The sequence below is a fragment of the Fictibacillus arsenicus genome (genome assembly GCF_001642935.1).
GTDB lineage: Bacteria > Bacillota > Bacilli > Bacillales > Fictibacillaceae > Fictibacillus > Fictibacillus arsenicus_B.
The window spans coordinates 1,370,577-1,392,637 of record NZ_CP016761.1 but is presented as its reverse complement, the minus strand read 5'-3'; the positions used below and the strand labels follow the sequence as shown (position 1 = coordinate 1,392,637).

At 39.8% G+C, this 22,061-nt stretch carries 24 protein-coding genes; 7 read left to right on the top strand and 17 right to left on the bottom strand.

Translation table 11 applies throughout. The features are described 5' to 3' along the window. Positions 1-146 precede the first annotated feature (146 nt). Positions 147-320 carry a Fur-regulated basic protein FbpA gene (locus ABE41_RS20600; RefSeq protein ID WP_253805458.1) on the bottom strand — a complete coding sequence of 58 codons (174 nt, stop codon included), beginning with the start codon at positions 318-320 and terminating at the stop codon, positions 147-149. Positions 321-737: 417 nt separating this feature from the next. On the opposite strand from ABE41_RS20600, the gene ABE41_RS07385 reads away from it, so the two are divergent. Continuing rightward, a complete protein-coding gene (locus ABE41_RS07385) occupies positions 738-2,228 on the top strand; it encodes a potassium/proton antiporter (protein WP_066288256.1) in 1,491 nt (496 codons plus the stop codon). A gap of 41 nt (positions 2,229-2,269) precedes the next feature. On the opposite strand, the gene ABE41_RS07380 is transcribed toward ABE41_RS07385, so the two are convergent. From ABE41_RS07380 to ABE41_RS07340, 9 genes are all read right to left on the bottom strand, one after another. Further along, positions 2,270-3,094 (bottom strand): mechanosensitive ion channel family protein, encoded by an 825-nt coding sequence (locus ABE41_RS07380; RefSeq protein WP_066294706.1) that lies wholly within the window; start codon positions 3,092-3,094, stop codon positions 2,270-2,272. 102 nt (positions 3,095-3,196) lie between these two features. Continuing rightward, positions 3,197-4,183 (bottom strand): biotin synthase BioB, encoded by a 987-nt coding sequence (bioB, locus tag ABE41_RS07375; RefSeq protein ID WP_066288252.1) that lies wholly within the window; start codon positions 4,181-4,183, stop codon positions 3,197-3,199. A 15-nt stretch (positions 4,184-4,198) separates the two neighbouring features. Next, the gene (locus tag ABE41_RS07370; protein WP_066288249.1) at positions 4,199-4,801 is read right to left on the bottom strand and encodes a biotin transporter BioY; all 603 of its coding nucleotides are present in this window, start codon (positions 4,799-4,801) and stop codon (positions 4,199-4,201) included. Between the two features lie 121 nt (positions 4,802-4,922). After that, positions 4,923-5,936: a phosphotransferase enzyme family protein gene (locus tag ABE41_RS07365; protein ID WP_066288247.1), complete on the bottom strand. Its 1,014-nt coding sequence runs from the start codon at positions 5,934-5,936 to the stop codon at positions 4,923-4,925. Positions 5,937-6,192: 256 nt separating this feature from the next. Then, complete coding sequence (locus ABE41_RS07360; RefSeq protein WP_066288246.1) at positions 6,193-7,017, bottom strand: carbohydrate ABC transporter permease; 825 nt, start codon at positions 7,015-7,017, stop codon at positions 6,193-6,195. 12 nt (positions 7,018-7,029) lie between these two features. Next, positions 7,030-7,920 carry a carbohydrate ABC transporter permease gene (locus tag ABE41_RS07355; protein ID WP_066288242.1) on the bottom strand — a complete coding sequence of 297 codons (891 nt, stop codon included), beginning with the start codon at positions 7,918-7,920 and terminating at the stop codon, positions 7,030-7,032. 27 nt (positions 7,921-7,947) lie between these two features. Continuing rightward, the gene (locus ABE41_RS07350) at positions 7,948-9,201 is read right to left on the bottom strand and encodes an ABC transporter substrate-binding protein (protein ID WP_066288241.1); all 1,254 of its coding nucleotides are present in this window, start codon (positions 9,199-9,201) and stop codon (positions 7,948-7,950) included. A 17-nt stretch (positions 9,202-9,218) separates the two neighbouring features. After that, positions 9,219-11,324, bottom strand: a complete 2,106-nt coding sequence (locus ABE41_RS07345) for an amylo-alpha-1,6-glucosidase (RefSeq protein ID WP_066288239.1) — start codon at positions 11,322-11,324, stop codon at positions 9,219-9,221. An 84-nt stretch (positions 11,325-11,408) separates the two neighbouring features. After that, the gene (locus tag ABE41_RS07340; RefSeq protein WP_066288233.1) at positions 11,409-12,425 is read right to left on the bottom strand and encodes a LacI family DNA-binding transcriptional regulator; all 1,017 of its coding nucleotides are present in this window, start codon (positions 12,423-12,425) and stop codon (positions 11,409-11,411) included. A 191-nt stretch (positions 12,426-12,616) separates the two neighbouring features. Between ABE41_RS07340 and ABE41_RS07335 the strand changes: the two genes are divergently transcribed. After that, positions 12,617-13,420 carry an alpha/beta fold hydrolase gene (locus ABE41_RS07335; protein ID WP_066288230.1) on the top strand — a complete coding sequence of 268 codons (804 nt, stop codon included), beginning with the start codon at positions 12,617-12,619 and terminating at the stop codon, positions 13,418-13,420. Between the two features lie 74 nt (positions 13,421-13,494). On the opposite strand, the gene ABE41_RS07330 is transcribed toward ABE41_RS07335, so the two are convergent. After that, positions 13,495-13,830, bottom strand: a complete 336-nt coding sequence (locus tag ABE41_RS07330) for a LapA family protein (protein WP_066288228.1) — start codon at positions 13,828-13,830, stop codon at positions 13,495-13,497. Positions 13,831-13,956: 126 nt separating this feature from the next. Between ABE41_RS07330 and ABE41_RS07325 the strand changes: the two genes are divergently transcribed. Together ABE41_RS07325 and ABE41_RS07320 are read left to right on the top strand one after the other, a co-directional pair. After that, a complete protein-coding gene (locus ABE41_RS07325; RefSeq protein WP_066288224.1) occupies positions 13,957-14,613 on the top strand; it encodes a haloacid dehalogenase type II in 657 nt (218 codons plus the stop codon). A gap of 70 nt (positions 14,614-14,683) precedes the next feature. Beyond that, complete coding sequence (locus tag ABE41_RS07320; protein WP_066288220.1) at positions 14,684-15,130, top strand: GNAT family N-acetyltransferase; 447 nt, start codon at positions 14,684-14,686, stop codon at positions 15,128-15,130. 420 nt (positions 15,131-15,550) lie between these two features. Here the strand turns inward: ABE41_RS07320 and ABE41_RS07315 are convergent, their stop codons facing one another. Together ABE41_RS07315 and ABE41_RS07310 are read right to left on the bottom strand one after the other, a co-directional pair. Beyond that, positions 15,551-16,123 carry a hypothetical protein gene (locus tag ABE41_RS07315; RefSeq protein ID WP_066288218.1) on the bottom strand — a complete coding sequence of 191 codons (573 nt, stop codon included), beginning with the start codon at positions 16,121-16,123 and terminating at the stop codon, positions 15,551-15,553. Positions 16,124-16,139: 16 nt separating this feature from the next. Then, on the bottom strand, positions 16,140-16,748 hold the full coding sequence (locus ABE41_RS07310) for a hypothetical protein (protein ID WP_066288215.1): 609 nt from the start codon (positions 16,746-16,748) through the stop codon (positions 16,140-16,142). 93 nt (positions 16,749-16,841) lie between these two features. Here ABE41_RS07310 and ABE41_RS07305 point away from each other — a divergent pair, with 93 nt between their 5' ends. Continuing rightward, the gene (locus tag ABE41_RS07305; protein ID WP_066288209.1) at positions 16,842-17,264 is read left to right on the top strand and encodes a DUF4830 domain-containing protein; all 423 of its coding nucleotides are present in this window, start codon (positions 16,842-16,844) and stop codon (positions 17,262-17,264) included. A gap of 37 nt (positions 17,265-17,301) precedes the next feature. Here ABE41_RS07305 and ABE41_RS07300 read toward each other — a convergent pair whose 3' ends face one another. Further along, positions 17,302-18,210 (bottom strand): CobW family GTP-binding protein, encoded by a 909-nt coding sequence (locus tag ABE41_RS07300; RefSeq protein WP_066288203.1) that lies wholly within the window; start codon positions 18,208-18,210, stop codon positions 17,302-17,304. 150 nt (positions 18,211-18,360) lie between these two features. Then, complete coding sequence (locus tag ABE41_RS07295) at positions 18,361-18,936, bottom strand: thioredoxin family protein (protein ID WP_066288202.1); 576 nt, start codon at positions 18,934-18,936, stop codon at positions 18,361-18,363. Between the two features lie 426 nt (positions 18,937-19,362). Here ABE41_RS07295 and ABE41_RS07290 point away from each other — a divergent pair, with 426 nt between their 5' ends. Then, complete coding sequence (locus ABE41_RS07290; protein ID WP_066288199.1) at positions 19,363-19,872, top strand: cupin domain-containing protein; 510 nt, start codon at positions 19,363-19,365, stop codon at positions 19,870-19,872. A 90-nt stretch (positions 19,873-19,962) separates the two neighbouring features. Further along, the gene (locus tag ABE41_RS07285) at positions 19,963-20,160 is read left to right on the top strand and encodes a hypothetical protein (protein WP_066288195.1); all 198 of its coding nucleotides are present in this window, start codon (positions 19,963-19,965) and stop codon (positions 20,158-20,160) included. On the opposite strand, the gene ABE41_RS07280 is transcribed toward ABE41_RS07285, so the two are convergent. After that, on the bottom strand, positions 20,161-21,252 hold the full coding sequence (locus tag ABE41_RS07280) for an MBL fold metallo-hydrolase (RefSeq protein WP_066294705.1): 1,092 nt from the start codon (positions 21,250-21,252) through the stop codon (positions 20,161-20,163). It lies immediately after the preceding gene. A 620-nt stretch (positions 21,253-21,872) separates the two neighbouring features. After that, a complete protein-coding gene (locus ABE41_RS20990; protein ID WP_156774244.1) occupies positions 21,873-22,043 on the bottom strand; it encodes a hypothetical protein in 171 nt (56 codons plus the stop codon). Between the last annotated feature and the right edge of the window lie 18 nt (positions 22,044-22,061).

Here is a 22,061-nt window from a genome sequence, read left to right as displayed (position 1 = left end):
CTAAGATGGTAAGTTATCTAAAAACCCTAATATGAACGATGGAATTCGGGTATCTTTTTATTTTTTATTTTGTAAAAATAAAAAATTAGGGCTGCCAAAAGTAAGTTTACCTTACTTTTGGGACAGCCCCTTTTAAAATCTATCTCTCATATATTATTAAGTGGTTTTTCTTGTGCAGGCGGTGATAATAAATCCTTAAATTGTTGTTCAAGATCCTGCAAAGAAAGCTCGTATAGATGACGTCCATCTTTTGTTTTATATATGTTATGTAGCAATAGATCAGCAATTAAATTCTCTCTTTTTTGATGGTCCGCTGACACGTTCAATCCCTCCTGAAAATCTCTTCAACTAACCTTACCCGCAAATGAAGGAGAAAAAACTTTACAACAATAGTTTATGTTCTAAAACTTGTAAGGTGATGCATTATCCTCTTTTGTTTATTGGTCAACATTACCCTCTTTTGTATAAATTGTCAATTGTTTCTAGACAATATTTGTCGTCAATACTGTATAGGCATGTTTGATAAAGGCTTTATTCAAAATGAGTTACTTATGATCATTTAATTAATTCTTTTGCTACATTGATAAGTTGATTGGAGTGCAAGATGTGAGACTCCTAACGGCGCAAAGTGCAGAGGAGGCTCACCGTACGCCCCCCCCCCGGAAAGCGAGCATCTGGAACGGAAATCAACTTCTTTCAAAACAGCCTTGAAAAATCAATTAAAAAGGAGAGCTGAGATGTTCGAAGACGGCCTTAATGTAGATTATTTTATTTTATTATTAGCGTTTCTTTTACTATTAGGTGTTATTACCACAAAGTTCTCATCAAGATTCGGAGTACCTGCCCTCGTACTTTTTATAGGAATCGGAATGCTTGCAGGAAGCGATGGACTTAACTTTATTTATTTTGATGATCCACATCTAACCCAGCTGGTTGGCGTTATCGCACTTATCATTATTTTATTTGAAGGTGGATTGCAAACAAAATGGACGAATGTTAAACCCATCTTGTACCCATCTCTCTCGCTCGCTACGATCGGTGTATTTCTTACAACGGCGGTTGTTGCAGCTGCCGTGAAATTTTTACTCGATGTAACTTGGCTGGAAGCTTTTCTTTTCGGATCAATCGTAGGTTCTACAGATGCTGCAGCTGTATTCTCAGTGTTAACAGGCAAAAATGTAAAAGACAAACTTGCCTCAACATTAGAAGCGGAATCAGGTTCAAATGATCCAATGGCGGTTTTTCTTACGATTACGTTCATCGAATTGTTAACCAAAGAGACAAGTTCGATCTTCAGCCTGATCTTCTCCTTCTTTTGGCAGATGGGTATGGGGATTGTATTTGGTTACCTTTTTGGTAAATTAGCAGTTTATGCAATTAACCGGATACAGCTTGAATCAAGCGGTCTTTATCCAGTATTCGCCCTCTCATTCGCTATCCTTTCCTATGGCGTGACGATGCTTGCCGGTGCGAGCGGACTGCTTGCGGTGTATGTAGCTGCTGTATTGATGGGCAACAACCATCTGACGTATAAAAACTCGATCGTGCGCTTTAATGAAGGGTTTGCCTGGATGATGCAAATATTAATGTTTGCGATACTTGGGCTTCTTGTATTTCCGAGTGAATTATTCCACATCGGAATTATCGTGAAAGGTATGATTATTTCACTTATCCTAATCCTGATCGCAAGGCCGATCGGTGTTTTCTTTAGTACTTATTTTTCTCCTTTTACATTTAAAGAAAAGGTATTTTTATCTTGGTCAGGATTAAGAGGAGCGGTACCAATCGTTCTTGCAACCTTCCCATTAATTGAAGGTGTTGAGAACAGTCAGCTTTTTTTCAATCTTGTGTTCTTCGTAGTGCTGACCTCTGCACTTATTCAAGGTTCAACGATTCCATGGGTCGCGCAAAAGCTAAAGCTCACTGAAAAAGAGAAACCTACTTCTCCACATGTACTGGAACTTGTTTCAATTGGTAAAGCAAATGCGGAGATTGTAGAATTCTTTGTTCCGGAGAATGCGAAGATCATCGGACAGACTCTAGAAGAAATTACATTGCCAAATGAGTCAATTGTGAGTGCTATGATTCGCGGTGATGAACTCATTACACCCACAGGCAAAACTGATATTCTCCCACATGACATCCTATATATCATGGTCAATAAAAACAGGCTGCAAGCGTTGACCGATTATTTATCAGAACAAAATATAAAGCAGAATTCCGTGTAAGAATAGCCATAAAACAAAAAGCCGGGAGATTCCGGCTTTTTTTATGCACCTTTTTCTACATTCACTTGATGAGGATATGGTATTTCGATGCCGTTTGCATCAAGCGCTTCTTTTAAAGCCTGGCGCAGTTCACGTTCTACTGCCCACTGTTCCCCATTTCTCGTTTTAGAAATAATACGGATTACTACATCAGATGAACCTAGTGCTTGAACACCAAGTACATTCGGACCTTCCACAATGTTTTCATTGTTCGCTTTCACAGAGTCACATGCATCTTGCAGTACTTTTACAGCTTGATCAATGTTTTCTTCATACGCGATACCAATGTCGACCAACGCGCGCATGTTGCCGCGAGAATGGTTTTGTATCGTACTGATTTCACGATTTGGCATATATGAAAGTGTACCGTCAAACGCTCTGATATGTGTTGTTCTCAGTCCAACTTCTTCAACGATACCATCAACTCCGCCAATTGTTACGTAGTCGCCGACTTCCATTTGTTTCTCGAGCAAAATAAAGAATCCTGTTACAACGTCGCTAACAAGGCCTTGAGCACCGAATCCGATAGCAAGGCCAACGACACCAGCTCCTGCAATCAGTGTACCAATCTCAAGTCCAAACTGTTTAAACACGATACCTGCAAAAACAAATATTAAAATATACGAGAATAAGTTCACAACGAGCTTTTGCAGCGTGATGATTCGTCCGCTAGACATCTTACGGTGAGATGCCGCTCTTTCAAACATGCGATTGATCACTCGTCTTCCGATTGATCTGATGATGATGAACATGATGATAATCAATAAGAATTTTGCCGCCCATAAACCTGCTTCGAGCATTAATTCAGCCCAATTTATTTTTCCCATCCATTTTTCCCAATTCTCCAAAAAAACCACTCCCACTTGTCTTCAATTGAATAGTTTCTATTTTAACAAGGCTTGGAGCGGCTTTTCAATCAAATTACTATTTTATTGGGCTATTACAGGCGTTCTGTCGATTTCAAATCCCATATCTACCAGCATTTTGTGGTCTGCCGTAGATTCTTGTCCTGCTGTCGTGAGGTAATCGCCAACGAAGATTGAATTGGCAGCATATAGTCCTAGCGGCTGAAGACTTCTTAAATTTACTTCACGTCCGCCTGAAATCCTGATCTCTTTAGTTGGATTGATGTAACGGAATAACGCCAGTACCTTTAAGCAATAACGCGGATCCAGTTCGTCCGTTCCTTCGAGCGGCGTTCCATCAATCGCATGCAAAAAGTTAACCGGAATCGAATCCGCATCAAGTACTTTAAGGCTTCGTGCCATATCGATCACATCTTGTTTCGTTTCCTTCATTCCTACGATCACTCCGGAACACGGAGAGATTCCGCTGTCTTTCACAACGTTCACGGTGTTCACTCGATCGTCGTATGTATGTGATGTTGTGATGTTTTCATGATTGCGAGCAGAAGTATTTAAGTTATGGTTGTACCGGTCCACACCAGCTTCTTTTAACCTTGCAGCTTGCTCTGGCTTTAAGATTCCAAGGCAGGCACAAACTTTTAATCCATATGTATCTTTAATTTCTTTTACAGCTTCTACTACTTTATCAACATCCCGATTTGTTGGGCCACGGCCGCTTGCAACGATACAATATGTACCGACGTTCAGGTTATATGCCGTTTGTGCACCTTTCACCATCTCGTCTTTATCCATCATCTTATACGTTTCAATCGGCGCCGTTGAAACGATTGATTGAGAGCAATACCCACAATTCTCTGGACATGCACCGGATTTGGTATTGATGATCATGTTCAATTTTACGAGATTGCCATAATAGTGTTTTCGAATCTGATAAGCACCGTGAAGCAGCAAAAGCAAGTCTTCGTCTGGACATTCTAAAATGGAAAGTGCTTCTTCGTTCGTAATCTCTTGACCTTCTAGAACCTTTTCCGCTAATAGTTTCCAAATCATGTTGTGTCCTCCCTTTTATGATGCGTGTTTTGTTTGATGTCCCATTGTCTTTTTTCGTGCGATGTTAATGCGGGGAGCGATCAACCCTGCACAGACTGCTAGAATAATATCTTTCGGAAGCGGAACCATCATCCATCCCCAAGCCATAGAGTAAGTGAATCCTTCAGGAGCCGCAGCCCACATCTTATATGCCATGAACATGAGGTTTGTTCCAACCACGTAGTTGATCGCCGTTCCGATGAGTGTTGCGATTACATAGGACGCTTTGCTGCCATTCTTTTCAATGATCAAGCCTGTTACATAGGCTACTAGAATAAAAGATAATAGGAAACCGAAAGTCGGACTTACTACGGTTGCAAAACCACCTTTAAACTGTGCGAAGACCGGTGCTCCGACTAAACCAACTAATAGGTAGACGCTCATCGCAATCGCACCTAAGCGGCTTCCTAATAATGCTCCTGCAAGAATACAGAAGAACGTCTGCAGTGTAATCGGCACTCCGCCAACAACCATGAACGGAAAGATCGTTGTTATGTTAGCCCCGATAGCCATCAATGCCACAAACATTCCAATCAGCGTAATATCGATTGTTTTTAACCCATTTCTTCTTGCTGTCATTTGAATGAACCTCCATATGTATGAACTGTTTATGCTATTAGAATAGCGGAGGTTTTAATTTGCGTCAACTAATAATATATTTTGGTTAACATATAAAAGACGGTAAAACCACTCTTTATTTTTAGAGTGGTTTTTGAATGTTGTTTTTAATTTTGGTCAGCAAACCCATATCTAAATCTGCATAAATTTTGTTGTTTTCAATGTTAGTTTTTAGATTATTAATCGTGTGTTCCTGCCAATCTTGCAGTTTATCAATATTCCAAGCTTTTAGAAAAAGAACATAAAGGAATAACTCCCGAAGCTTAAGAAAGTCTGGTAGCTGGTCGATTATTTCATTCGTTAAAACATTACTCTCCGCGTACCCGTTCAGAAAATGAGTAAGGAACTCCACGGCAAAATCATCTTCCGTTGAATTGAAAGATGTGTGCTGCCAATACGCATGATAGAACGCAGTTGAGATATCATAAGCGAAGTAAAAATAAGCACAGTCGTCGAAGTCAAAAAGTGTGATTTCGTCTTTATCAACAAAGAAGTTTCCCTGATGAAAATCGTTATGTATTAAGCCGAAATGCCGCTTATCCATTGAATACGCCTTGATTTTTTCAATCAATTCAACATACTTTTTCCGTATGAATTCAGATGGCAGATTCTTAAATAGGTCATGATTATAAGGATGATTTGGACTCCAATAGGGTCTATCGGTATTAGATTTTCCGGCAGAATATTGTTTTCCAGCATGATGAACCTTTGCTAACAACTTTCCCCATCGCTGAAAAAAATGGGGGGTCCATTGATTTGAATCCTGAACTTGAACCTGTCCGCCAGGTGCTTTTTCAAAAACCGTTATAAAAAATTCATGAATGTCCTCAACGAACTGGTTGTTTTTCGAGGAAACAGCACGGCTAATAGGTACACCGCTTTTTTTCAGAAACTGAATCCACGAGATCTCTTCATTGAGCATTTGAAAGGTTCTTTTGTCTTTAGATGTAACCCGCATGATGTAATCATGATTGTTCCTTGTGAAGCTATAAACTTTGTTTTGAAATCCTTCAGAAATGGCTGTTAAATTATTAGAGTTTACTCCATATAATTCCGCTGCTTTTTTGATTGTAGATTTTTCTAGTTGATTCTTCATATGTTCACCTGTTCTGTAAAATAAGTTTCATGTGAAATTCTACATGAAACTCCTTGAATCCTTTAAAGATTTGTCGAGAATTGCCGGCTCGTGGTTATATTAAATTTAACGTGGGATTATTGCCTTTTTTCGTGGGATTATTTAAATTAAGCCAGGAATAAATTCATTTAACGTGGGATTCCGATAAGACGGCATCAAAAAAACTGGCTCGAGAGGTATTCCAACCACCTGCCAAGCCAGTTCTTAAGCAGAATTTCTATTTATCTCCTGTAAACTTAATTCCTTTTACAAAATAACGGTTAAAGAAAGCGTAAAGAACGATAATTGGAAGTGTAAAGACCATCGATGCCGCCATGATGTAGTTCCAATATGAGATGAACTGTCCTTTAAACGAGTTCAATCCGAGCGGCAGTGTGAACATATCCATGTCGGACAAAATGATGAGCGGCCTCATAAAGTCGTTCCAGAACGCCATGAATACAAATATCGTTTGAGCGGCTAGGGCCGGTTTCGCAAGCGGAAGCACGATACGGAAGAACGTACCGAAGCGGCCGAGGCCATCGATCGCTGCTGCTTCCTCCACTTCTTTCGGGAAGTTCACAAAGAACTGTCTCATCATAAAGATGAACGTTGCGTTGACCGCACCGGGTATGATCATTCCTTGATAGGAGTTCAGCCAGCCCAGCTCTTTTAAAATCAGAAAGTTCGGGATGAGCGTGACCTGAAACGGAATCATCAAAACCGCCAGGATAATGATGAATATGCTCTTTTTCCCCGGAAAGCTTAGCCTTGCGAGTGCATATCCTGCCATTGAATTGAACAGTAGATTCAGCAGAGTACCAACTGTTGCGATGAACAGACTGTTGAACAGCCATCTGCCGAATAACGGCTCTTTCGAGAAAATTTGTTTATAGTTGTCCAGTGTAAAATCTTTCGGTATAAAGTTGATCGATCCGCTTACGATCTCACCTAGTGTTTTAAAGGAAGAAGACAGCGCCCATAAAAACGGAATGACGGTGATGATCGCGTAAACGACCAAGATGACATATAGTGCTTTTCTTCCAGCCGATCGTTTTTTCATGGTATCTCCTCCTTAGTAAAGTGATTCTTCTTTCGAGAATTTGCGCTGCACTAATGTGGCCACCAGAATGATGATCGCAAGCATGAAGGCGATCGCTGTTGCGTAACCCATCGTCCCAAGTGTCTTAAATGCATATTGATAGATTAAAAGAACAACGGTCAGCGTGGAGTTGTTCGGTCCACCCGATCCTCCGGAGAAAATGTACGACTGATCAAACAGCTGGAATGTTCCGATGATCCCCATGATTACAACGAATGATGTAACAGGGCGCAGGTTTGGGACCGTGATGTGCCAAAACTTTTGAACCGCACCTGCTCCGTCCAGCTCGGCTGCTTCATAATGACTATCGGGAATATCCTGCAACGCCGCGAGATAGATGACCATAAAGAAAGGTGCAGTTGCCCAGATGTTCATGATCATGATAGCGATCAGCGCGACATCAGGGTCACCGATCCAGTTATAGGTCGGAAGATGAAAGATCTTAAGTACATAGTTGATCAAGCCATTTTGGTTATACATCCACATAAAGATTAAGGTTAGTACCGCTGAGGATGTTAAGGTCGGCAGGAAGTAAACGACCCGGAAAAACTTCTGCCCCTTAAGCCCTGCATTAAGGGAAGCAGCAAGCACCAGCGCCAAAAAGGTTTGTGCAGGTACGACGACAGCTACATAAATGGCGGTATTTTTCAAAGCGATAATCGCCCGGTCATCAAAGGTTACTTTTAAAAAGTTATCCAATCCTCGAAATTCATAATTTGCACCGCCAAGCAGCTCAACTTTATGAAAAGATAAGAATACTGCATATAGAATTGGAGCGATAACAAACACACCTAATATAAGAAGTGCCGGAAGCAGGAACAGATAGCCCTGCCCCGCTTCTTTTCTCTCTCTTCTCGTAAACATTTTCACGTTCTTCACCTCACTTCTCTCTTATTCGGTAACTTTTATTTCTCTGTTCGCTTGTTTTTCAGCATCTTCTAACGCTTCCTTCAGCGTACGGTCACCAAGGTAAGCACTTAGAAACTGGTTGTTAAAATTGTTCATGACGATCGGAAGAGAGGGCCCATCCTGCCATACAGTCGCATAGCTTGCTCCATTTACCAATGGCCGGCGCAGTTCGTCCTGATCGAAGCCAAGTTCGGCTGCGACAGATTTTCTCGTTGGCAATGCCAGCCCTTTGCTTGTCCACTTTTTCATTCCTTCTTTTCCTGTCAGATATTCAATAAGCTCCCAAGACTCTTTTTTATGTTTTGACTCAGAGTTCATTGCGTAGCCTACAGTGAATGACATCGTTCCTTTTTTCCCGTTAACGGTTGGAAGTTCCGCTGTACCATAGTCGATATCTGGAAATGTTTCTTCCATGTACGGGATGTTCCAGTTTCCTTCCACCACCATGGCGGCTTTCCCGCGTCCAAACATTTCTCCTGCAGACTGTCCCGCTCCAACTTCAGATGGAGTAGCCGCTGATTTATCTTTCAAACGCATATCGACGATCGGCTGAATCGCTTTAACGACTTTGTCATCAGCAAAGCTTGCTCGCCCGTCTGTGATCACTTCACCGCCATGTGATTCTGCCAAATAGTACATGCGCTCAATCTGCGGCATCACACCAAGACCGTACACTTGCTTTTCTGCATCCGTCAGTTTTTTCGCGATCTGCTCCAGTTCTTCCCATGTTTTTGGCGGTCCCGCGATTCCATGTTCTTTAAACATTTTTTTATTATAAAAAAGAGCTAATGTTGAATAATCTTTCGGAAGTCCATAAAGTTCACCGTCACTCTTAAACGCATCGATCATCGGTTTTTCAAAGTCATTGACATTAAATTCATCAGTTACATATTTATTGAGAGGTTCAATAGCGCCCGTTTCGATCAATGCAGGAGCTTCGAATGCATCCAGGTAAAACACATCAGCCGCTGTTCCTCCGATCAGCCGTGTTTTCAGCACATCCATATATTGATCGTTGATCGTATTCAGCTTCACATCAATGTCAGGGTGTTCTTTTTCAAAATCAGCAAGCACTTCATTCAACAGTTTCTTTTCGACTGGATTACCGCCCCACCCGCTTAAGACGATCTCTGTTTTGTCAGATTTGCTAGCGTCGTTGCTGCTGCAGCCCGATAACACTGAAGCCAGCAGCAATGATGATATTCCTAGGGATGACAACCATTTTTTAGGTCTCATTGCGTTTACTCCCTTCTTCAAGAGGTTTGTTCCTTTTGAACGACTTCGTAACCCGTTGTGTTTTCGTCTACAGTGACAACCGTTTCTTCTCCTTCACGCTGCACATTTATAGAAAGGTATCCTCCACCGATCTTTATTTTCTTAACCGATAATTGGTTCATATTTTCTAATAGCTTAGGAGACAATGTAATCACTTTGTTTAAACTATCAGGAAAAAGTCCGAGAATCGTCTGGATAAAGACAAGCGGCGTCCCTGCTGCCCATGCCTGCGGCGAACATGCAACAGGATACTTCACGGCACGCCCAACCTCAGAACCGTAGCCGCAGAACAGTTCAGGCAAGCGGTCATATTCAAAGTGATCTGCCGCTTCGATCAATCCATTGATGACTGTGCTGGCTGCTGACTGACGGCTAAGTTTGCTCATCCCCAGCAATATCATGCTGTTATCATGCGGCCAGATGCTGCCGTCATGATAGCTCATCGGGTTGTATCCTGCTTCTCCTTCTGCCATTGTTCTGATGCCATACCCTGAGAAAAAAGCTGGTGATACTAACTTTTCAATCACAGCATCCGCTTTGTCTTCTTCTAACATCTCGGCAAAAAGAACATGTCCCGGATTAGTTGTTAACGTTCCTACTTGCTTTTTTTCCTTATCTAATGCGATGGCATGGAACTGTTGATCTTCCATCCAAAACTTTTCATCGTATTTTTTCTTTAACTGTTCAGCCTGATCTCGGAGCTTTGCCGCTTCCTCCATTTTCCCTTGAGCTTCAAAAATCGCTGCTATTCCTTGCTTTGCCTGATACACATATCCCTGAACTTCAGAAAGTGCGATCGGTGTTTCAGCATAGTCCCCGTTTCGATGAACAATCGAATCACCCGAGTCCTTCCAGCCCTGGTTCGCGATGCCTTTGCTGGATTCCTGATGATACTCGACAAACCCATCACCATCGCGGTCCCCGTACTCGTCGATCCACATTAAAGCAGCTTCCACGTTCGGCAGAAGTTTCTCTGCTAGTGAAAGATCCCCTGTCCACTTCGTATATTCTGATAAAAGAACTAAGAAGAGCGGTGTTGCGTCAATCGTTCCATAATAAGGGGTAAAAGGAATCTGATTGGTTGCTGCAAGTTCACCGTAACGAATCTCATGCATGATTTTGCCTGGCTGTTCATCTCGCCACGGGTCCACCTTTGTCCCCTGCTGAGATGCCATCGTTAAGAGTGTGCCTTTTGCAATTTCAGGATTGAAAGCTAGCATTTGAAGCGCCGCTATTAAACTGTCTCTGCCAAACGGAACTCCAAACCACGGGAGTCCCGCTACAGGAAACTGCCCATGTCCAATATCAGTCAAAAGTACACGCAAATCTTGTATACCCCGATCTACTAATCTTTGAAGCGGTTTGTAATCCGTTTCAATGCTTGTTGTTTTGGATTCCCATTTTTCATAGGATTGTTTTAATTTTTCAAGCGCTGTATCAGGCTCGATTACTGTCCCAGACTCCCCGGCGATCTCAGGAGAAACGGTAAACGTAACAGATTGCGCTTCACCATGGCTCAAATGAAACTTAAAAACTACTTCACCCTCTTTTTTTACAGCTACAGCATCCCTATCCCATTGGATCTTGGCAGCTCTTTTAACGTCATCTGCTCCTCTATAAAAATAGTGCAGTGATTTATCCGTTGCTTCTTCGCCAGTACGCTCGCCAACATCACCTGATTGAAAGCCTCTTACGATGAACATGTCCGCAAAATCAACATCTACATGCACGCTGATCTCAAACTCTACTGGTTTAGGGTAATAGTTTTTCAGCTGAAGTGTTTCATAGAGTACACCACCATAGATTAAGCGTTTTCTTTCAATCTCTACCGATTCTCTCCAAAGGATCAGTTCACCGTCCTCTTCCATGTGAGGATTTGTGAGCAAAATTTTCGCCATATAGTTCTCATCCGCAGAAGAAGAAAGAAGAATGGGATCCTGGCCGTTTATTTTGATATCAAACTTATTTAGAAATCTTGTATCCTTTGTATACAACCCCAGACCGTAGCTGTTTTCTTTTGGTATATTTCCTTTGTCATCTGTTAAAAAAAATAAATCGTTCTCTTTAATTACACGGTAGTTCACGGTTAATTTCCCCCTGCTTCATCTTAATTTGTAGATTACAAAAGTTTCCCAAAACGTTTTCGGTAACCTGTATTTTAAAAACCACTAATTGTGGTTTTCAGAAGTTGATTCTCTTTTTATAAAAGTTGTGTTCAGCACTTTTCTTTTGCTGCCTTTGTTTCCTTCGAGCATATCTGTTAAAAGCTTTGTTGCCTCATATCCTAATTGATAGCGATCTTGCCCAATCGTAGTAAGTGACGGTGTAGAATAGGCTGACAAAATGATATTGTCAAAACCAACGATCGATAAGTCTTCTGGAAGATTTCGTCCCATTTTTTTAGCAGCTCTTATCGCCCCCATCGCCATCAGATCACTCGCACAAAACAATGCTGTTATCTCAGGATGTTTGTCGAGCAGCATTCCCGTTTCGCTCTCTGCTTTTTCTTCTAAAAAAGCACCATCCGCAACATATAAATGGTTGAACGGAATGCCTTTCTCCTGAAGTGCCTCCTGATATCCTTCTAGCCGTTCTTGGCTGACAAAAGCTTGGCTGTGTCCGTTGATCATCCCAATATGCTTATGCCCAAGGTTCAATAGGTGTGTGACAGCTGATTTCGCACCGTCTCTATTATCGGTTGTGACATATCCAACTGAATCGCTCTCCATCGGGATATCAATGAGAATGCATGGGATATCACTTTTCAGAACTTCTTCTAGATAGGGATCATCCGTTTTAATTCCTTGCAGAATAATTCCTTCGACTTTACGCTCTTGAACAAGCTGATTGTATGTCTTTTCCTGCTGTTTTTTAGAGTCTGTACTGATGAGCACTAACTCATAGCCAAGCTCTCCAGCACAATCATTTACTCCGCAAAGAACCTCATAGGTGAAATTGTCTTTGCTTCCTTCAATCCTCAAACCTGAAACGAGCAAACCGATCGTTTTTGTCTTCTTCATCACGAGGCTTCTTGCCAATAGGTTTGGACTGTATTTTAATTCTTTTGCGATTGCTTTAATTCGTTCTCTTGTTTTTTCATTTACGTCAGAATATCCGTTCAATGCTCTTGAAACCGTTGTAACAGATACTCCCGCTTTTTTTGCTACATCCCTAATCGTTGCCACTTTTCATCCTCCAAAACGTTTCGGATATGATTTGTTGTCTATCTTAACCTTAATTGAATTCGCTTTCAAGTATAAATTTTCAAAAAATATAGAATCTGTTAAAGAATAACGCTGAACAGCTTAGTATGCTAAAATAAGAAAAAGTTTTATAACCAAGGTTTTAAGCGAGGTATTAGAGAGAAGGTAAAGAATTGAGATATATAACATATTACAAGAATAAAAATGTTGATTGGGTTGTATTTTTGCACGGGTTAGGCGGAAACCACAACATATTTTATAAGCAGATTGATATTTTCAAAGAACATTTTAATCTATTGTTAGTTGACTTCCCTGGACATGGTGAATCAAAGCCTGTGGAAGACCACGAAAATTTATTAAAGGTCACATCTGAGAAAACCATCAAAATATTAAATGATCTCCATATTAAATCAGCTCATTTTATAGGAGTATCTTTAGGGAGCATTATCTTACAGCACCTTGCATTAAAAGCACCAGAGAGAATAAAATCAATGGTCGTAGGTGGAGGAGTAGCTAAATGGGAAACATACGGTTATCTTTTAGCTAAGTTTGCAAATTTAAAGTTTATTCGAGGGTTACTTCCTTATATGACGTTATATAAAATCTTTACTTACTTGGTTTTGCCTAAAGGGAATCACAAACGTTCTCGAGATATTTTTATCCGACATGCAAAGAAACTCGGTACCAAACAACAGTTCATTAAGTGGTCTAACCTTGCTATGGATTCCAATATCATTTACAAAAAATTAAACCAGGAAACAAATCAAATTAATAAGATATATATTTCTGGAAGTGAAGACCATATGTTCATCAAAGGTATAAATGCACATGTAGAAAACGAACAAAATTCCGTTCTTCATATCATCGATCACTGTGGACACGTTTGTAACATAGAAAAAGCTAAAGAATTTAATAATATTTCATTGGATTTCATATTAAATCAAGAAAGAAAGTGGATTAAAAAAGCTGTTGTTTAAGATTCAATTTAATAAAATCAAAAATAGAAAAGAAACCCTGAAGAAATTTCATAACTTCTTCAGGGTTTCTTAAATTATTTATCTTCTGCTTTTTCATGTGGAATTTCTTGCGTTGGAGTAACTGTATCAGAAACTGTTTCTCTTCTTTCTTCTGCTTTCCACGATTCCTTTTCGTTGTGAATCTGATGCAGCTTTTTCACTTGTCTTTGCAGCTGAATTACTTTGATCAAGCCGAATAATCCAACAGAAAGACCTCCAAAAACTGCTGATCCCAAAATAACAAGAATAAGCGGCCAATTAGCTGTTCCAAATAGATAATTGATCTCTACATCACCAACATTAATAACAGCAAAAGTTGCAATAATCAGCGCAAAAACAAAACCGAATAACAAGTACAATTGCATTTTCATATTTATCACCTCATAAATTATCTATTCCCGTATTGCTGGAAATTCTACCTGGAACACTAAAAATATTTTTTATGAATTTGAGACATATCATTTAAGGGTACTCTTTACTTAAAAGGCGGTGTTTATATGACAATAAAAGCTTATGTATATGACGCTTACGGAACTCTTTTTGATGTGTATTCCGTTTCAGTAAAAGCCGAGTCTGAATTTAATGGATTCGGCAAAAAAATCAGTGAACTGTGGCGCAAAAAACAGGTTGAGTATTTTATGATTCATCAGCTGACAGGCAATTACAAACCATTTTCTGAAGTTACGAGAAACGCTCTTTTGTATACCTTAAAAAATCTTTCTCTTCAAATTAATGAAGATGCACTCAATTCTTTGATGCAATCCTACTTAGAACTTGAAGTGTATGAAGAGGTTCATGCCACATTGGAGAACTTGCAAAATCAAAATAAAAAACAGATCATCTTTTCAAACGGCACCTATGAAATGCTGAATCCTCTTATTGAAAAAAGAGAACTAAATCACCTCCTGAACGTTTTATCAGTTGATGATGTAAAACAGTATAAGCCCGCTCCAGCTGCTTATAAGCATGCTCTTGAAACGCTTGGTGTTGAACCCCATGAAGTCTTATTTATGAGCTCTAACTTCTGGGATATTACAGGCGCTTCATCTTTTGGGTTTAAAACAGCATGGATCAATCGAGCTGGGCATGAAATTGATGAACTAGGTATTAAACCGGATTATATTTATAAAGATCTTAAAGGACTGCTGGAATAAATACTTTTCAGGAAATTTATGTTAACATCAAAAAAGTAAAGAGAAAAGTTAACAATTAGGGGATGAACGTATGGGGTTAGAATTCAAAAAAGCGTCAGAGGTTGAGATCGAAGAGATTTATGAATTAGCTGGTGTGAATCGTAAAGAAGCGACAAACTGCAATGCTGAGGACAATAGAGAAAGAATGATTGAAGCCTACGAACATTCTGCAAAATACAATGCTTATTTTGTTTGTTTAATGGATGGGGATACCTTGTTGGGCTGGGTTCAAATTGATAAGGCTTTTGACTATTTAACAGGTGATGAAGTCGGCTGGATCAACGATTTGTATGTAAAATCCCCATACAGAGGAAAGGGATACTCGAAGCTTTTAATTGAAGAAGCATTTAAAGAATTCAAAAAGAACGGCTATAGCGATGTAAGACTAAATGTGTATTCCTTCAATCACACAGCTATTAAACTGTATGAAAAAATGGGATTCGAAGACGTTAGTAAATTTATGAAAGTTTCTATTTAGGGAAAGGGGCTGTCCCAAAAGTAAGGTAAACTTACTTTTGGCACCCCGAATTTTTTATTTTTTACAAAATAAAAAATAAATAATTACCTTCGTATTTCAGCTATCTTATCGAGTATTATTCGATAACCTACCATCTTGTAATAATGGACGTTATCTAAAAGGTTAAATAAAAAGAGGCATGACCTTTAAAAGTTTTACTTTTAAGTCAGCCTCTTTTTTTATTTACTTTACTTTTTCCATTAGGCTCATTTTCTTAAAAGATTGTTGCTTTTGAACATTTTTTGTTGAGTAGGCTTCTTTGACTAGTTGATTGGAGAGCAAGGTGCGAGACTCCTGCGGGATAAGCGGGCGTCCTGGAGCGGAAATCAACATCTACTAATAGCAACAATGTTTACGAAAAAAGCCTTCCATTAAATAAATTTAGAGGTTAAGTATTTTTTCAAATATAGATTTCTTATTTTCCATTTCCTCTTCTTGTTCTGAGGATGTTGGAATCTGCTCTGCTTCAAGGTTTCTTATGAGTGAGTCTGCCTGGACTTCGGAAAAATGGCTCTCAGGTATTACCCATTCACCTTCCTCCGCTTTAACTCTGACCCAAACATCTTTTTGGCACTCAGGGCAGGATTTTAATTTATAATAATGAAATTTAAAAATATACTCCCCCTTTTTCTTTTTCCAGCGAAACACATCTAACTCTTCAAATTCGCTTTCCACAATCTTTTTGTTTTTTTCATCGGGAACTTCATCCACATATTTTATTCTTGCGCTTTCAGATAATAGGAGATATTTCATAGATACATTGGATTGAAGTTCAGCTTCTGCCCATTGTGAAGCAATCCCCTGTGCATCCAATTCTCTCTGATCATCCCTCCCAACAAAAAATAGAATGAGTGAACTAAGAATTAAACCAAGAAATATAAGAATTAATACAAAACTTAAACTCTTATTCTCTTCTTCCAATTCCAGTTTGAATTTTACTTTATCTGCGCTCATATGGTTCTCCTAATTGTTATTCTAACTCCACACTCACGATTGTTTTCCAAGTAGATGGATCATGACATTTCATTGCAGGTGTCAGGTAAATTTCTCGATGACTCTCTTTTATTTGATATCCTTGATCCTCTGCGAACTGAATGACTTCTAATAGAGTTGCATTTGATTCACGATAATGACCGATATGTAACTTTTGTGCACACAACACCGGCTCAGCAGTAATAAGCTTTGTTTCTGGGATCTGCTCCTTTAAGTTCTTAGCGGCATTTCTTTGTGCTTCTTCAAACATCTCATCTGTAATGCAATCAGGAACCTGCATCAACTGTGTGGTTCTCGCTAGATTATTATTCTTTTCATGCCAAATAATTTCGTGAGGCATCAACTTAAACTTATAATCTATCCTTGTTTTCGTTATGTGTTTAAGCTGATTGACGATCTTCCAGACAATCCATTGTTGATCAACAGGTTCGGGCCGCCCAGCCCAATCCATACGATACTTAGTATTCATCTCTTGTGCCACATATTTCAGTTTAGGTATTCTTTGAATGCGAACCGGACCTGGCTTTTCTCCATAAATTTCTTTATGAATTTTACGATGATCATCTGTTATCACTTTTGTTTGCAAAAGAAATCACCTCATCTAATAATTGGAAAATTATGATAATATTAGACTAACATAAAATCATTGGAATTGGAGTGAAAAAAAGGAGGTTTTTTGTTGAAAAAGTTACGATATGCAATTGGCTTTTTCATTCTGACTTTTTTCCTTGTCTTGCTCATTATGAAACTCACTTTTCAACAGCTGATTCCTGACAGCCATAGAGCTTTTATTGAAGAAAAAGGCTGGGATCTGTCTTTTTATTACCCTAAGAAAGAACCGTTTACGATACCTGACTATCCTGAGCCGTTGGAAACCTTTTCTTTAGCTGGAGTTGATTTTACCGGACTTGAAAAAACTAAAATAACGAGACACCGATATAGATTAGAACAAAAATGCGATACTAGAAATTTAGAGGCAGTGATCTTATCTGGAGAAAATAAGATTATTGGAAGTTATATTGAAGTCTCGGATACAGTTCCCGGGGTAGCGGAAATGGTTGAAAAGGAAGACTTTATGAACAGAGATTATTGTTTTAATTAAAAAGACGCTCGAGTAATTTACCAAAGCGTCATTGTTATTATTGCTCTATCTGTTTTAATCCTTCTGCTAATTTTTCCGTATCCAAATCCTCACCGATAAACACTAATCTTAACGGCATTTTCATCAGCTCTTTTTCGTAAATTGGCAACCCGTAAGAGTATTGAAAAAGATAGATTTTTCCGTCTTCAAGCTTAATGTAGCCTTTGATCCGGTATATGGAAGATGGTGCTTCACGCAGCCAGTTTTCAAAGGCTTCTTTTTTGACAGTACCTGTGAATGAATACATCCACGTTTTCACCTTTAGTTTGTCTGCTGTAACTTTTTGATGCTCTTTTCTGTCTTTTACAGAGAGTGCGAACAGCTGATCAATGTCTGTTTTCGCATAATCAGTCAGTACGTATGGAGTCCCTTCATTCAAGCGTTTCGCGTCTTCTTTTATTGATTGCTTCTGTTCATCTGACAAAGCACCAGTCTTGTTCCATATGATGAAGTCCGCATGCTTTATTTGTTCCAGCATCAGCATTTTTGCCTGTACACTCATCGTACCCCGGTCAAGCCACCTTGGTGCATCCATGACCGAAATGATTCCAGATACATGCAGTTCATCAAGCAGGTATGGTGACAAACAAGCATCCAGCACATCAATCGGATGAGCAGCACCTGTTGCTTCAATGATTAAAGTGTCGAGTTCATTTTCTTTACAAAGTCCCCAAAGCTGCTTTTCAAGCTGATCGGACAATGAGCAGCAGATACAGCCATTAAGCAATTCTTTTAACGGGATATCTCCCGGGACCGCATCGGAATCAATTGAAACTTGTCCAAGTTCGTTCATGAGGACAGCTGTTTTGTGATTTCGTTCCTTTTCCCGCTGAAGCAGCTGCTTAAGCAAGGTTGTTTTTCCGCTTCCTAAAAATCCTGCCAAAATAATTACGTTCGCTTTTTTCATGTTACACCTCATACAAAAAATAGAATCGCTTGTTGCATTCTACAATAAGAAACCTTATTAAATCTACTATTGTGCGTATTATATTCTCTGGACGAGCAAAAATCTCCCGGAGCGCGCATAAATCTTCCTGAACGACAAAAAACAGCCCAGTTACAGGCTGTTGACATTTACTTTAGTTAATAATTTTTTTATGATATCAAGACTGACTTCTTCCCATAAGGCGTGGTCTGTCGTGAAAAGAGTTGAAATTTTGTCTGCAAAAAGCTTGAATGCTTTTTCATAGCGCGGATCGTCTTTAGCAGGAAGCTTCTTCTTACGTTCCTCAACAAGCTGCTGCAATTTCGGAGCGCGCGGTCCCCATTTCACAATCTCCTTTCCCTTTTCATCTATAAAAATAATGATCGGAATAGACTTTGCTTTATTTGTAAGGTATCGATCCATCAGTTCTGAATTTTTGTCACGCTGAATAAAACGGACGTCAATGAGCGCTTCATCCGCCATCCGCATAAAAACAGGGAGATTCAGCATCGCATCACCGCACCAGTCTTCGGTGATCACAATAGCTCTTAACCGGCTTTTTTGCATGCCTTGCAACGCGTCTTTCATCGGATCTGGAAGTACGAATGCATTATAGATCGAAAGCAGGTTCTCTTTGTGTGTATTCATAGCATTTATATATGCATAGCGAGTCATGCCTTTTTCAAACCAAGTATTGAGGTCAGCCATTCTGTGTTCCTCCCTGTTCTTTATCTACTCTTATTGTAACCAAACAAGGGGGAGTTGTGGCAATGAAAACGCCTTAAAAATATTTTATTTGGTTCTTTTAACCTGCTCGGAGCTTTTTCTGGAGTTGGGAAACAGCGAACAAAAGCAGGTATCTCTCACGCGGCGTTAACCGGAGCCAGTCCTTAACTTTGTATTTCATACTGATTTCCACCTTTCAATAACATTTAAACCTTGTACTTCTTTTAATACCACTTTTATTCAAAAAAGAAACTATTTTAAACACATTAGTTTTCGTCAAATAATGAGCTCTTTCGTAAGATTCCTCTCATTTTCAACTTCATAAAAAATATTTTCAGAAAAGGTTTTAGTTTCTTTTTATAGAATAAAGGGAAAAGAATCGAAAAACGGGTGAGGTGTTAAGTGGATATGAAAATGTTAAGCGAAAATGTTAAAACGCTGTTCTTTACGGATGATGGCAAGATTCCAAATCATCCTTCTTGGCCAGTTCTATTGTACGTTGGTGAACTAAAAGAACCTCAGGATGCACTGGATGTTTTTGAGGAAAACGGATGGACTAACGGCTGGAAGAATGGCGTGTTCGATTACCACCATTACCACAGCAACACACATGAAGTATTAGGGGTTATGAGCGGTGAAGCCGTACTTTTATTAGGCGGTGAAGACGGTGTTTCCGTTACCGTTTCTAAAGGGGATGTTATCGTTCTACCTGCAGGAACCGGCCATAAAATGATCGGATGCAGCACTGACTTTAAAGTAGCTGGAGCGTATCCGGGCGGAATGGAACACAACCTCAAAAAAGGTGAGCCTGACGAACGCCCTGAAGTGCTCGATGAGATTATGCTAGTTCCATTGCCAGAAACGGATCCGCTGTTCGGAAAAGAAGGTCCTCTGTTAGAGTTATGGAAAAGCAAATAAGAAAAAGGCGGCTCAAAATTCATTTTGGGACCGCCTTTTTTATGGTATCATAAAGTTAAAATTTACCAAATTCAAAAAAAGAGGTGCCTGATGAAAGAAAACTTAAAAGGCGGTCTGTTCGCCTCCCTATTTGTGCTGATAGGATTCCCAATCATTTTTACCGTTAGTTCCATTGTGACCGGAGACTGGAGATACCTCATCTATAGCATTGGCCCGATCCTTACTGCTGGATTGACGAGTCTGATATTTACTTTGCATCATATGAAAAAGAAATCTGAGATCCGCTGATCAGGATTTCCACCAATTAGTACGAGGGTGTTCATCATCTAAAGATATCGTTTCACCTATTTGAGGGGTAGAAATCATCACGTTATTAACATTCGCAGCTTTGACCGCCCGTTCAACTGGATCTATCCAGTTATGCAATGATAATGTAAAGGCTCCCCAGTGAATGGGAATCATCATCTTCCCTTTTACATCTAGATGTGCCTGCACGGTTTCTTCTGGCATCATATGAATCGCAGCCCACTTTTTATGGTATTGACCGCACTCCATCAAGGTTAAATCAAAAGGTCCATATTTTTCACCTATCTCTTTAAAATGCGGACCATATCCGCTGTCACCGCTAAAATAGATTTTCGTCTCTTGTCCTTTGATAACCCAAGAACACCATAGCGTTGAATTGCGATTCGTTAAACTCCTGCCAGAGAAATGCCTTGCAGGTGTACAAACAAGTGTGAGACCCGCTGCGACAATTTCATCCCACCAGTTACATTCTTGTATGTTATCTGGCTCTACACCCCATCTTACCAGATGGCTGCTGACTCCGAGCGGAACTATAAACCGCTTTACTTTACTCTTTAGTTTTTTTACCGTGCCATAATCGAGATGATCGTAATGATCATGAGAATATACAACCAGATCTATCTGAGGCAGATCTTCAACAGAAATCGGCAGTTCTTTGCTGTAGCGTTTGTTGCCGAACCAGGGAATGGGCGACGGTGCTTTTCCGAACATTGGATCAAGAAGGATTCGTTTATTATCAATTTCCAGCAATAACGAAGAATGACCGAACCAAGTCACTTTTGTTTTTTGGTTCATATTCTGAGCAGAAAACTGAAGCGGTTTTATTGGAATCTGCTGAGCGGGCTGTCTGTTCGGATTTCCTTTTAGAAATTCTTTTAATACAGGCAGCATGGACCGGAAATCTGTAGCCATTTCGGTAGTAATTTGATTGACGAACGTACCGTTAGAATAATGTTCGAGTGAACTGTACTTCGTTTTAGTTTCTTTAGAGGGATTGCTTCCAAACACCGGATGAAAAGTGATGAATAAGAACACAACCACTAATACAGCGATTATTATGAGCAAAGCAAACATATTTACGACCTCTCTTAAAACATTGTAGTGTAAATATACTACTCCTTTTCTTTCCAGCGAAGCAACTTTTAAGCTGAGTTGTCCATTGATAGTTATGGGTGTAACGAATTTTGGCAACAAGAGTCCACTCGTGGATAAACACCAAAAATTTTTGGATTGAAAGTCAAAACTTTTGGATTGAGTGCTGAAACTCGTGGATTCAGCCCCAAAACTTTTAGATTCGATCCTGTTTGGAGCCTTGAGCACACCCAACACGCCCTCCCAGCCCTAGTACGCATACTCAAAACCCTATTCTGAACAGTTTTTTTCAAAAACTGAACCTAATTTAGGCTCTTATCTAAAAGATTGTTGCTATAGAAAGATTTTCTAATGAAGTTCTTCATTGAAAAATTAATTGGAGCGGAAGGGCGAGACTCCTGCAGGATGAGTGGGACAGGTGAGACCATTCAATGTCGCAAGGCGACGAATGGGCTCACCGCACACCCTGCGGAAAGCGAGCCCTGCAGCGGAAATTAACCTCGTTCAAAAGCATCTTCAAAATCCGCTCCACACAGCAAAAAAGCTGATCTATTCCGGACGTTATCTTGTCCAGCAGATCAGCTTTTGTTCCAATTATTCATTTAAGCACTTTCCTTCTCTTTTTTCTTGGCGTTTTTCTTGCGCTTTCGTTTCTTCTTCTTTTCCAGCTCTTCTTTCTTTGCCATCATTCTTGCACGTCTTCTCATCTCTTCATAGATTTTCACAATTAGCATTGCGAAACTGATAAGAAGTGCCAGGATTTTATAAGCCATCCTCCAACACGCCCTTTC